We start from the raw sequence: 10,537 nt of genomic DNA on the forward strand, positions 1-10,537 counted from the left end.
CTCGGCGAACCGGTCGGCCCACCGTTCACCGGGCAGCGCCTGCCACACCGCGCGGGCGGCACGGTTCTCCCCCAGCGCGGCCAGGAAACGTTCGCCGCGCTGGTAGCGCGCCCACCCCGCCGGATCGGGCGGCTGCTGCACGGAAACATTTGCGGGCGATAGGGTTTCGCGTTCCACCCGGGCGTGCCGGGGTGGGATCGCCAACCGCAGCACATCCGGGCGGGTGCCGGCGTAGCGCGCTGCGACCGCGTCGACGAGGCGCCGGATCTCCGGTGTCAGCACCGGTTCGGCCGACACCACCCGGTCCAGGCGGCCGAGCTTGCCTGCGTGGTCGGTGTCCGAGCGACGCTCCAGCACGAAGGCGTCGACCAGGCGCCCGTGGAACCGCACCCGCACCCGCACCCCGGGCTGGGCGTCGTCGGACTGCTCGGCGGTCACCAGGTAGTCGAAGTCACGGTCCAGGTGCGGCACCGTCAGCATCGGCACCACCCTGGCGATGGGCTCGTGCTCGGCGGGCAGCCTCGGGTCGCTCACCTAAGCCGGTGTAGCAGACGGCGCCGACGTCCGGCCGGCGAAGAATCCGGCGGTGATCAACAGCAGCGACGCCGCATACGCCCACCAGATCGGCACGGCGAGGGCCTCCGAACGCAGCACGAAGCGGCCGATGCCGATCATGGCGTCGGACACCGCGAAGCACACGGCGCCCAGCGCTGTCCACGGCGTCGGCAGCCGGGCCAGCAGCGCCGCGCACACCATCGCGCCCAGCACCGCGATGTAGAGCGTCACCGGCACCGCCATCCCGTCCGCCGTCAGCGACGGCCAGAACCACACCAGCAGCGCCGCGCACGCCACCACCGTGACCGCCGCGGCGACCAGCCTCGGCGTCGACCGCGAGACGAGCGGCAGGAGCGCCAGCAGGAAGCACAGGTGCGCCACGAGGAACGCCGCGAGGCCGAGCACGAAGGACGGTTCCCACCAGGGCATCGCGAGCAGGAAGTCACCGGCAGCGGAGAACACCAGCGCAGGCACCAGCCAGCGGCGCTCCCGGCCGATCGGGTGGGACGCGGCGGCCACCGCGAGCAGGACCGCCGGCAGCGCCTTCACCGCCGGTTGCAGCGCGAATTGCCCGGTCAGCTCCGACCCTGCGGGCAACCGCAGCGCTGTGACGAGCAGGAACACCCCGTACAGGGCGCCGATGACGGCCGCGGCCAGCCACAGTGTGCGGATCCGGCGGGCGTACGGTGTCGTCGTGTCCATGGGTAGTGAAGAGCGAGAGAAGCCGGCCGTCGACGCCATTCTGATGAAGGTACTGGAGGCGGTGCCGTTCCAGTTGACAACCGACGGCGGACCGGAGGACGCCCGCCGCCGGTTCCGCGATCTGCCCCGCAAGCCCGTGCTGCCCGAGCTGCGTGTCGAGGACCGCACCATCGACGGCCCCGGCGGGCCGATCCCGATCCGGGTGTACTGGCCGGCCGAGGAGGGTTCGGCACCGCCGCCTGTGCTGGTCTGGCTGCACGGCGGCGGCTGGGTGGTCGGCGATCTGGACACCTACGACAACACCGCCCGGCAGCACGCCGCAGGCGCGGGCGCCGTGGTGGTGTCGGTGGACTACCGGCTGGCCCCGGAGCATCCCTACCCCGCCGCCGTCGAAGACGTCTGGGCCGCAACGCAATGGGTCGCCGAACACGCCGGCGAGCTCGGCGCCGACGGCGACCGGCTGGCCGTCGCAGGCGACTCGGCGGGCGGCAACCTCGCCGCGGTGGTCGCGCAGCTGGCCCGCGACGCGGGTGGACCGGCGCTGTGCCATCAGCTGCTGTGGTATCCCGCCACCACATGGGATTCGTCGCTGCCGTCGTTCCGGGAGAACGCCGACGCCCCGATTCTGAACACCGCCGCGACCAAGGCCTTCTCCCGCTGGTACGCCGGCGACGTGGATCTCGCGGATCCGCCGGCCACGCTGGTGCCTGCGCGCGCGGCCGACCTGAGCGGGCTGCCGCCGGCCTACATCGCCGTCGCCGGCCACGACCCTCTGCGCGACGACGGCATCCGCTACGCCGAACTGCTCACCGCCGCCGATGTGCCGGTCGAGATCCACAACGCCGAGACACTGGTGCACGGGTACCTCGGCTACGCCGGGATCGTGCCCGCCGCGACGGAGGCGATGGACCGCGGACTGGCTGCGCTGCGCGCGGCCTTTTCCGGCGGGCGGCCATGACCGACCGCAGCGGCATCGACCCGACCCTGCGTGCCCTGCTCGACCTGGTGCCGTTGAAGTTCGAGGCCGCCGACGGCGTCGAGGTCGCCAGGGAGAGGATGCGGCAGGTGAGGCCGCGGCCGGAGACGCTGCCGCCCATGCGGATCGAGGAACAAACCGTCGGGTACGGGGACGTCACCGACGTCCCCGTTCGCATCTATTGGCCGCCGGTCGAGGCATCCGGTCCGTTGCCGGTGGTGGTCTACTTTCACGGCGGCGGCTGGTGCCTCGGCGACCTGGACACCCACGACGGGGTGGCTCGCGCCCATGCCCTCGGCGCGGAGGCGATCGTGGTGTCCGTCGACTACCGGCTGGCGCCGGAGCATCCGTGGCCCGCGGGCATCGACGACTCCTGGGCGGCACTGCGCTGGGTCGGCGGACACGCTGCCGAACTCGGCGGCGATCCGGCGCGGATCGCGGTGGCCGGCGATTCGGCGGGCGCCAACATCTCGGCCGTGGTGGCGCAGCTGGCGCGCGACCAGGGCGGCCCGCCGCTGGTGTTCCAGCTGCTGTGGTACCCGCCCACCACCGGGGACATGACGCTGCCGTCGTTCGTGCAGAACGCCGACGCCCCCGTGCTCGACCGCGACATGGCCGAGGCGTTCCTGCAGTGGTATCTGCCCGAGACGGTGATGAGCGACCCGGCCGATCTGCCGCCGACCTTGGCGCCGGCGAACTTCGGCGACCTGTCCGAGCTGCCGCCGGCGTTCATCGGCACCGCCGAACACGATCCGCTGCGCGACGACGGCGCCCGATACGCCGAATACCTTCGCACCGCAGGGGTTTCGGTGGAGCTCCGCAACGAGCCGGCGCTCGTGCACGGTTACGTGAGCTTCGCCTCGGTGGTGCCCGCGGCCGCCGAGGCCACCGACCGGGGACTCTCGGCGCTGCGCGCCGCCCTGCACGGCGCATGAACGAGCCCGAGGTCCTCGAGGCCCGCACCGTCGGCGAGTGGGAGGACTGGCTGACCCGCCACCACGATTCGGCGACGGAGATCTGGCTGCGGCTCTACAACAAGAGCGCCCCCGAGCCGGGCATGAGCTACGGCGAGGCGGTGGAGGTGGCGCTGTGCTTCGGCTGGATCGACAGCCTCGCCCGCAGGTACGACGACGTGTCCCGCATCCAGCGGTTCAGTCCGCGCAAGTCACGCAGCCCATGGTCGGCGTCGAATGTGCAACGAGTGCAACGGCTCATCGACTCGGGGCGAATGCGCGAGGCCGGACTGCGCCAGGTCGAGGCGGCGAAAGCGGACGGACGGTGGCCGGCGGGCCACGGGTAGCGTGGGCGCATGCGCGTCAACGGTGACGACAGGAGGGCCATGACAGCACCCGACTACCGGACCGTCGTCGTCGGCGCCGGCTTCTCCGGCATCGGCACGGCGATAGAACTCGACCGTGCCGGCATGGGTGACTACCTCATCATCGAAGCCGGAGCCGAGGCCGGAGGCACCTGGTACTGGAACACCTATCCCGGTATCGGCGTCGACATCCCGTCCTACTCCTACCAGTTCTCGTTCGAACAGAGCCCGCACTGGTCGCGCACCTATGCCCCGGGCCGCGAACTGAAGGCGTACGCCGACCACTGCGTCGAGAAGTACGGCATCCGCGACAAGATCCGGTTCGACACCGAGGTCACCGGCGCCGCGTTCGACGAGCAGGACAACCTCTGGCGGCTGTCCACCGACGCGGGCGACACCGTCACCGCACGGTTCCTGGTGAATGCGGCCGGCGTCCTCAACGTGCCGAAGCCGCCCGACATCGACGGGGTGGACAGCTTCGCCGGCCTCACGCTGCACACTGCGCGCTGGGACCACAGTCAGGACCTCACCGGTAAGCGGGTGGCGATCATCGGCACCGGCGCGTCGGCGGTTCAGGTGATCCCCGAGATCGCCCCGGCGGTCGAGCGGCTGACCGTCTTCCAGCGCACCCCGATATGGTGTTTCCCCAAGTTCGACGTGCCGCTGCCGCCCCCGGTGCGCGGACTGATGCGGCTGCCCGGCGGCAGTGCCGTGCAGCGACTGCTCAGCCAGGCCTTCGTCGAGGTGACGTTCCCGATCTCGGCGCAGTACCACGGCGTCTTCCCGCTCGCGCACCGGGCGGAGAAGGTCGGCCGGGCGTACCTGCGCAAGCAGGTCAAAGATCCGGTGCTGCGCGAGAAGCTGACGCCGCAGTACGCCGTCGGGTGCAAGCGGCCCGGATTCCACAACAGCTACCTGTCCACCTACAACCGGGACAACGTGCGGCTGGTGACCGATCCGATCGCGAAGGTGACGCCCTCCGGTGTGGCCACCACCGACGGTGAGCACCACGACGCCGACGTGCTGATCCTCGCCACCGGGTTCCGGGTGATGGACGTGGATTCGGGCACGTTCGCCATCACCGGGACCGGTGGCCGCTCGCTCGCCGACTTCTGGAGCGAGCACCGGATGCAGGCCTACGAGGGCGTCAGCGTGCCCGGCTTCCCCAACTTCTTCAACATCTGCGGGCCGTACGGCTATGTCGGCTCGTCGTTCTTCGCGCTGATCGAGACGCAGACCCGCCACATCGTGCGGTGCCTGCGGCGTGCCCGCGACGAGCAGGCCAGCCGCGTGGAGGTGACGCAGGAGGCCAACGACCGCTACTTCGCGGAGATGATGCGCAAGCGGCACCGCCAGATCTTCTGGCAGGACAGCTGCCAGAAGGCCAACAGCTACTACTTCGACAAGAACGGCGACGTGCCGCTGCGGCCGGCGACCACGCTGGAGGCGTCCTGGCGCAGCCGCCGGTTCCCGCTGGACGATTACGCGTTCAGCGGGTAGCGCGGTCTAGACGGCGTTCTTCAGGGCGTCGACCTTGTCGAGCCGCTCCCATGGCAGGTCGACGTCGGTGCGGCCGAAGTGGCCGTACGCGGCGGTGTTCGCGTAGATCGGGCGCAGCAGGTCCAGGTCACGCACGATGGCGCCCGGACGCAGGTCGAACACCTCGGTGATCGCCTTCTCGATGATGTCCGGATCGACCGTCGCGGTGCCGAAGGTCTCGACGAACAGCCCGACCGGGGCGGCCTTACCGATCGCGTAGGCCACCTGCACCTCGACGCGCTCCGCCAGACCGGCGGCGACGACGTTCTTGGCCACCCAGCGCATCGCGTAGGCCGCCGAGCGGTCCACCTTGGACGGATCCTTGCCCGAGAAGGCGCCGCCACCGTGGCGGGCCCAGCCGCCGTAGGTGTCGACGATGATCTTGCGGCCGGTCAGACCGGCATCACCCATCGGACCGCCGAGCACGAACTTGCCGGTCGGGTTGACCAGCAGCCGGAAGTCGGAGGTGTCCATGGTGTCGTGGCCGAGGTCGGCCAGCACGGTGTTGACCACCTTCTCCCGGATGTCGGGAGTCAGGGTGCCGTCCAGGTCGATGCCCGCCGCATGCTGGGTGGAGAGCACGACGGTGTCCAGCCGGACCGGAGTGGTGCCGTCGTACTGCACGGTCACCTGGGTCTTGCCGTCGGGCCGCAGGTAGTCCAGCACGCCGCTCTTGCGGACCTCGGTCAGCCGCCGGGCCAACCGGTGGGCCAGCGCGATCGGCAGCGGCATCAGCTCGGGCGTGTCCTTGATGGCGTAGCCGAACATCAGGCCCTGGTCGCCGGCGCCCTGCAGGTCCAGCGGATCGCCGGCACCCTCGACGCGCGTCTCGTGGGCGGTGTCGACACCCTGGGCGATGTCGGGCGACTGCGCGCCGATACCGATGTTGACACCGCAGGTGGTGCCGTCGAACCCCTTCTCGGACGAGTCGTAACCGATGTCGAGGATGCGGGCCCGCACGGTGTTGGTGATGTCGGCGAACGCTTCCTTGGCCGACGTGGTCACCTCACCCACGACATGCACCTGACCGGTGGTCACGAGCGTCTCCACCGCGACGCGCGAACGCGGATCGGCGGCGATGAGCGCATCGAGCACCGAGTCGCTGATCGCGTCGCAGATCTTGTCGGGATGGCCCTCGGTCACCGATTCACTGGTGAACAGCCGTCCTTTGCTCACGGTGGTGCATCCTTCCGTTCGAGCTCTCTCGAGATACTTAGTCAATCAAATTTTGTACGTGCCCTGTTGCACCCAAGCGTTTCACTCGCCTGTGCGCAACCCTTTCGCGCAACGTGCGCGTGCGCTGAAGATCACTCGTCGTTGCTGTGCAGGAACCCCACGATCGCGTCCACGATACGGCTGGCCATCAAGGTCTTCGAACCGTGTTCCAGCGCCGACTCGGTGCCGTCGGACGCGAGCAGCCAGCCGGCGTTGTCCTCCACCTCGAACGCCCGGTTGTCACCGACGGCGTTCACCACCAGCAGGTCGCAGCCCTTGCGCGCGAGCTTGGCCCTGGCGTGGAACAGCACGTCGCCGTTGGCATCGCCGGTTTCGGCGGCGAATCCGACGATCGCCCGCATGTTGGGCAGCTGACCGTCGGCGCGACTGCGCACCGCGCCGGCCAGCACGTCGTCGGTGCGGGTGAGTTCGATCACCGGCGTAGCGGCGTCGGGGTCGCCGGACTTCTTGATCTTGCTGGTCTGCACCTGCGTCGGCCGGAAGTCGGCGACAGCGGCGGCCATCACGAGGACGTGGGCGTCGGGCATGTGCTTGGACACCGCGTCCTTGAGCTGAGCGGCCGAACCGATGCGCTCGACATCGACTCCGGCCGGATCGACCAGGCCCACGGTGTTGCCGGCGATCAGCGTCACGTCGGCGCCGCGCTGGGCCAGCACGCGGGCCATCGCGTAGCCCTGCTTGCCCGAGCTGCGGTTGCCGATGAACCGCACCGGGTCGATGGGTTCGCGGGTGCCGCCCGCGGTCACCAGGACCTTGACGCCGGCCAGGTCGTAGGGCAGCGCATCACCACGGGCCAGCAAGAGCTGGGCCAGAGTGGCGATCTCCTCGGCCTCCGGCAGTCGTCCTGCGCCGCTGTCCGCGCCCGTGAGCCGTCCCGATGCGGGCTCGAGGACGACGGCCCCGCGGCGGCGCAGCGTGGCCACGTTGTCCACGGTGGCCGGGTGCAGCCACATCTCGGTGTGCATGGCCGGCGCGAACAGCACCGGACAGCGCGCGGTCAGCAGGGTGGCGGTGAGCAGGTCGTCGGCGCGGCCTGCGACGGCACGGGCCAACAGGTCCGCGGTCGCGGGAGCGACGACCACCAGGTCGGCCTCCTGACCGAAGCGGACGTGCGGTACCTCGTGGACGTCGTCCCACACCCCGGTGTGCACCGGATTGCCCGACAGCGCCTCGAACGTCGCGGCGCCCACGAACCGCAGGGCGGACTCGGTGGGTACCACGCGCACGGAATGGCCGGCCTCGGCCAGCTGGCGGATCAGCGTGCACGCCTTGTAGGCGGCGATGCCTCCTGCGACGCCGACGATGATCCGCTTGCGATCCGTCGTCACGTCGTCTGCTTCTCGCCCACGAGGCTGATCACTGGCCTACCCGGCGCTTACTCGCCCTCGGTGTGCTCGAGCAGGTCTTCGTGGATCTCGCGCATCGCGATCGAGAGCGGCTTCTCCTGCAGTCCCGGCTCGACGAGCGGGCCGACGTATTCGAGGATGCCGTCGCCGAGCTGGTTGTAGTAGTCGTTGATCTGGCGAGCACGCTTGGCTGCGTAGATCACCAGGGCGTACTTGCTGGACGCGCGACTCAGCAGTTCATCGATGGGCGGGTTGGTGATGCCCAACGGCGTGTCGTAGGAGCCGGCGGCGATCGAATCGACGGACCGGTCGTCCACAGCGGTCAGCTGTGCGTCGGCGTGCGGGGTGCTCACGTAAAAATTCTCCTGGCGGTGTGCATCAAGCTTGATGGCTGTTCGGCGACCTGGGGGCGGCTCGCACCGGCCCAGCAGGACCGGTCGGCGCGTGGTGTCAATCGGTGCCCACCAGCAAGGATACCAATTCGGCGCAGGCCGACTCCAATCGGCTGTTGACCACGACCTCGTCGAAGTCCTGCTGAGCGGCCAATTCGGTGCGCGCGGTGGCGAGACGGCGGGCCATCACCTCGGCGGTTTCGGTGCCGCGCCCGACGAGCCGCTGCTCGAGCGCCTCCCAGCTGGGCGGGGCGAGGAACACGCTGATCGCCTCGGGCATCGCACGTTTGACGGCGCGCGCCCCGGCGAGATCGACCTCGATCAGGACGGGGAGACCGGCGGCGGTCGCTTTGACGACGGGCTGCCGAGGCGTGCCGGAACGGTGCAGGCCACCGTGGATCTCGGCCCATTCGAGCAGTGCGCCGGCGTCGATGAGCTGCTGGAACCGCTCCGCCGACACGAATGTGTAGTCGACGCCGTCGACCTCACCGGGACGCGGAGCCCTGGTGGTCACCGAGACACTGAAGTGCAGTTCGGGGATCCGTTCGCGCAGACACCGGACCACGGTGGATTTCCCGACGGCTGAGGGGCCGGACAGCACGATGACGCGTCCGGCCCCTCGGCCGGGACTCACTGAGGCGCCTAGTTCTGGTCGAACTTTTCGAGCAGAGCCTTGCGCTGACGATCGCCGAGTCCCCGCAGGCGGCGGGTCGGAGCGATCTCGAGTTCGGTCATGATCTCCTGCGCCTTGACCTTGCCGACCTTCGGCAGAGCTTCGAGCAGCGCGGAAACCTTCATCTTGCCCAAGACCTCGTCGGTCTCGGCGTCCTTGAGCACCTGCTTGAGGTTGGTGCCGCCACGCTTGAGCCGGTCTTTGAGCTCGGCACGCGCTCGACGAGCGGCAGCAGCCTTCTCCAACGCTGCCGCGCGCTGTTCGTCGGTCAACTGGGGAAGGGCCACGGGTGTTCCTCCGTCTCTGGCAATTACTTGGGCCATCATTTACTTGTCTCGGCTGGTCAAACCAGCCAGCGACGACGACCGTACCCACGCAGTCTGACGAACGCTAACCCCACCCCCGCGTTCTGGCGTCAAAACCGCAGGTTGTAGCACGCCCGCCGGCGCACGACCACCTGCTCGGAAACCGCGTTCCAGCAATCGCGTCACATCGGCGACGACCGTGTTTTGCCTGCACAACCGGGCTTTTTGCGGCGTCACCGCGACCGAGACCGGCGGCCGGGACGTGCGCGGGTGGCCGGCCGCCGACCCGTCACCTCGGCATTTGGGGAAATTTTCCCAGGTGGTGGCGTGTCGGGCGTGTTGCTGCACTGACGGATGCGTCAGTTTCTACGTCGTCCGGCGCGCCCAGCTCGCTCTCACGTTCGGGACAGCCGACACCTAGCTTCACTAACTAGCTTGGGCGGGTCGGGTCCCACACCAGAGGTGCCACTGCCTCGGAGAGAAGCTCACATGGACATCAGACGTCTGACCTACGCGACCGTGACCGCCGTGGTCATCGGTGCCTCGGCCCTGGCCGCCACGCCCGCCGTGGCCGTTGCACAGCCCGGACAGCCCTGCCGTTCCGGCGACTGCCGGGGCCCGGGTGGCGGTCCCCAGGCTGGTCACGACGGGCCGGGACGGCCCGGGGGTCCGGGTGGTCCGGGACGGCCGGATGGGCCCGGCGGGCCGCGGTGGGACGCTCCGCCACCACCGCCGCGTGATCAGGGGTGGCGCGGCATCGACCAGGGGCGCTACGACCACCAGCCGTTCAACTACCGCGGCAGCTGGGTGACGCCGATCTTCAACCCGGAGTTCCGCAACTGGGGCTTCTGGTTCTTCGGACTGTGGATCCCGCTGTGACCCGATGACGACTGTCGCGCAGTCGGTCTCATCTCTTCGTCAGATGCACAGCGGGCGCCTCGACCGGACACAGGGCGCACCCATCCGCTGTTCGTAGCGTCGCCCCGTGCGGCGAATCAGCGCCGCACCGAGCAGAAGTGGAGAGGCAGAGATGACCTTCAAGCGAGCCATGTACGCGTCGACCCTGGCCGCCGGAGTCGGAGTCGCCGGCGTGTTCGGCGTCGGCCTCGGTACGGCGTCCGCCCAGCCGGGGCAGCCGTGTGCCACGCAGCACGGGCAGGCGTGCGGCCCCGGTCAGCAGCGCGACAACCGTGCACCCGCGCCCGCCGCCAGCGATTGGCAGGGACGAGGAGTCGACCAGGGCCGCAAGGACCACCGGCCGTTCAACTGGCGCGGCCAGCAGGTCACCCCGATGCCCGCAGGCAACGGTCACGGGTGGGGTTTCTGGTTCCTCGGCACCTGGATCCCGCTGTAGCGGAGGGGTCAGGCGCCCAGGCCGTCATGCCAGGTATGCCACAGCGTCGCGCATCCGTTCGGCGGCCGCCCGCAGCGCCGCCACGGTGGGCCCGGCGCGCAGGACCTCGCGCGACACCGCGGGCAGCAGTTGGCCCGGCAG

The 10,537-nt window shown here is 69.8% G+C and carries 13 protein-coding genes and 1 pseudogene; 6 read left to right on the forward strand and 8 right to left on the reverse strand.

Translation table 11 applies throughout. The annotated features are described in order from the left end of the window. Both Q2100_RS26305 and Q2100_RS26310 read right to left on the reverse strand, forming a co-directional pair. A partial coding sequence (locus tag Q2100_RS26305) for a primosomal protein N' family DNA-binding protein (protein WP_456094150.1) occupies nucleotides 1–480 on the reverse strand: 480 nt, incomplete at its 3' end. A 54-nt stretch (nucleotides 481–534) separates the two neighbouring features. Next, nucleotides 535–1,257, reverse strand: a complete 723-nt coding sequence (locus Q2100_RS26310) for a lysoplasmalogenase (protein ID WP_302916434.1) — start codon at nucleotides 1,255–1,257, stop codon at nucleotides 535–537. Between Q2100_RS26310 and Q2100_RS26315 the strand changes: the two genes are divergently transcribed. From Q2100_RS26315 to Q2100_RS26330, 4 genes are read left to right on the forward strand one after another with little or no spacing between them, the layout of a single operon-like run. After that, on the forward strand, nucleotides 1,256–2,215 hold the full coding sequence (locus Q2100_RS26315; protein ID WP_302916442.1) for an alpha/beta hydrolase: 960 nt from the start codon (nucleotides 1,256–1,258) through the stop codon (nucleotides 2,213–2,215). The genes Q2100_RS26310 and Q2100_RS26315 overlap by 2 nt on opposite strands. Continuing rightward, nucleotides 2,212–3,168 carry an alpha/beta hydrolase gene (locus Q2100_RS26320; RefSeq protein ID WP_302916435.1) on the forward strand — a complete coding sequence of 319 codons (957 nt, stop codon included), beginning with the start codon at nucleotides 2,212–2,214 and terminating at the stop codon, nucleotides 3,166–3,168. The genes Q2100_RS26315 and Q2100_RS26320 overlap by 4 nt, the downstream gene beginning before the upstream one ends. Beyond that, nucleotides 3,165–3,533 carry a YdeI/OmpD-associated family protein gene (locus Q2100_RS26325; RefSeq protein ID WP_264016210.1) on the forward strand — a complete coding sequence of 123 codons (369 nt, stop codon included), beginning with the start codon at nucleotides 3,165–3,167 and terminating at the stop codon, nucleotides 3,531–3,533. Before Q2100_RS26320 ends, Q2100_RS26325 begins: the two co-directional genes overlap by 4 nt. 39 nt (nucleotides 3,534–3,572) lie before the next feature. Beyond that, nucleotides 3,573–5,051: a flavin-containing monooxygenase gene (locus Q2100_RS26330; RefSeq protein ID WP_302916436.1), complete on the forward strand. Its 1,479-nt coding sequence runs from the start codon at nucleotides 3,573–3,575 to the stop codon at nucleotides 5,049–5,051. Between the two features lie 6 nt (nucleotides 5,052–5,057). Here Q2100_RS26330 and metK read toward each other — a convergent pair whose 3' ends face one another. The 5 genes from metK to mihF all read right to left on the reverse strand — a co-directional run bounded on the left by metK (nucleotide 5,058) and on the right by mihF (nucleotide 9,024). Further along, the gene (gene metK / locus Q2100_RS26335) at nucleotides 5,058–6,266 is read right to left on the reverse strand and encodes a methionine adenosyltransferase (protein WP_269894258.1); all 1,209 of its coding nucleotides are present in this window, start codon (nucleotides 6,264–6,266) and stop codon (nucleotides 5,058–5,060) included. A gap of 131 nt (nucleotides 6,267–6,397) precedes the next feature. After that, nucleotides 6,398–7,654 carry a bifunctional phosphopantothenoylcysteine decarboxylase/phosphopantothenate--cysteine ligase CoaBC gene (gene coaBC / locus Q2100_RS26340; RefSeq protein ID WP_302916437.1) on the reverse strand — a complete coding sequence of 419 codons (1,257 nt, stop codon included), beginning with the start codon at nucleotides 7,652–7,654 and terminating at the stop codon, nucleotides 6,398–6,400. Between the two features lie 47 nt (nucleotides 7,655–7,701). Then, nucleotides 7,702–8,025, reverse strand: coding sequence for a DNA-directed RNA polymerase subunit omega (rpoZ, locus tag Q2100_RS26345; protein WP_302916438.1), 324 nt, complete (start codon nucleotides 8,023–8,025; stop codon nucleotides 7,702–7,704). Nucleotides 8,026–8,122: 97 nt separating this feature from the next. Then, entirely contained in the window at nucleotides 8,123–8,698 is a 576-nt protein-coding gene (gene gmk / locus Q2100_RS26350; protein WP_302916439.1) for a guanylate kinase, read from the reverse strand. Nucleotides 8,699–8,706: 8 nt separating this feature from the next. Further along, nucleotides 8,707–9,024 (reverse strand): integration host factor, actinobacterial type, encoded by a 318-nt coding sequence (gene mihF / locus Q2100_RS26355; protein WP_264016205.1) that lies wholly within the window; start codon nucleotides 9,022–9,024, stop codon nucleotides 8,707–8,709. Nucleotides 9,025–9,531: 507 nt separating this feature from the next. Here mihF and Q2100_RS26360 point away from each other — a divergent pair. Continuing rightward, nucleotides 9,532–9,921 (forward strand): hypothetical protein, encoded by a 390-nt coding sequence (locus Q2100_RS26360; RefSeq protein WP_302916440.1) that lies wholly within the window; start codon nucleotides 9,532–9,534, stop codon nucleotides 9,919–9,921. A gap of 151 nt (nucleotides 9,922–10,072) precedes the next feature. Next, the gene (locus Q2100_RS26365) at nucleotides 10,073–10,396 is read left to right on the forward strand and encodes a hypothetical protein (protein WP_302916441.1); all 324 of its coding nucleotides are present in this window, start codon (nucleotides 10,073–10,075) and stop codon (nucleotides 10,394–10,396) included. 24 nt (nucleotides 10,397–10,420) lie between these two features. On the opposite strand, the pseudogene Q2100_RS26370 reads toward Q2100_RS26365, so the two are convergent. Further along, nucleotides 10,421–10,537 (reverse strand): annotated as a pseudogene (locus tag Q2100_RS26370) (orotidine-5'-phosphate decarboxylase); the annotation flags it as partial.

Source organism: Mycolicibacterium arseniciresistens, assembly GCF_030519285.1.
Classification (GTDB): Bacteria; Actinomycetota; Actinomycetes; order Mycobacteriales; family Mycobacteriaceae; genus Mycobacterium; species Mycobacterium arseniciresistens.

Excerpts from the sequence above, each read along its gene's own strand:
- Q2100_RS26360 (WP_302916440.1), top strand. The coding sequence starts at position 9,532 with ATGGACATCAGACGTCTGACCTACGCGACCGTGACCGCCGTGGTCATC.
- Q2100_RS26315 (WP_302916442.1), top strand. The coding sequence starts at position 1,256 with ATGGGTAGTGAAGAGCGAGAGAAGCCGGCCGTCGACGCCATTCTGATG.
- Q2100_RS26365 (WP_302916441.1), top strand. The coding sequence starts at position 10,073 with ATGACCTTCAAGCGAGCCATGTACGCGTCGACCCTGGCCGCCGGAGTC.
- Q2100_RS26320 (WP_302916435.1), top strand. The coding sequence starts at position 2,212 with ATGACCGACCGCAGCGGCATCGACCCGACCCTGCGTGCCCTGCTCGAC.
- Q2100_RS26330 (WP_302916436.1), top strand. The coding sequence starts at position 3,573 with ATGACAGCACCCGACTACCGGACCGTCGTCGTCGGCGCCGGCTTCTCC.
- Q2100_RS26310 (WP_302916434.1), bottom strand. The coding sequence starts at position 1,257 with ATGGACACGACGACACCGTACGCCCGCCGGATCCGCACACTGTGGCTG.
- Q2100_RS26325 (WP_264016210.1), top strand. The coding sequence starts at position 3,165 with ATGAACGAGCCCGAGGTCCTCGAGGCCCGCACCGTCGGCGAGTGGGAG.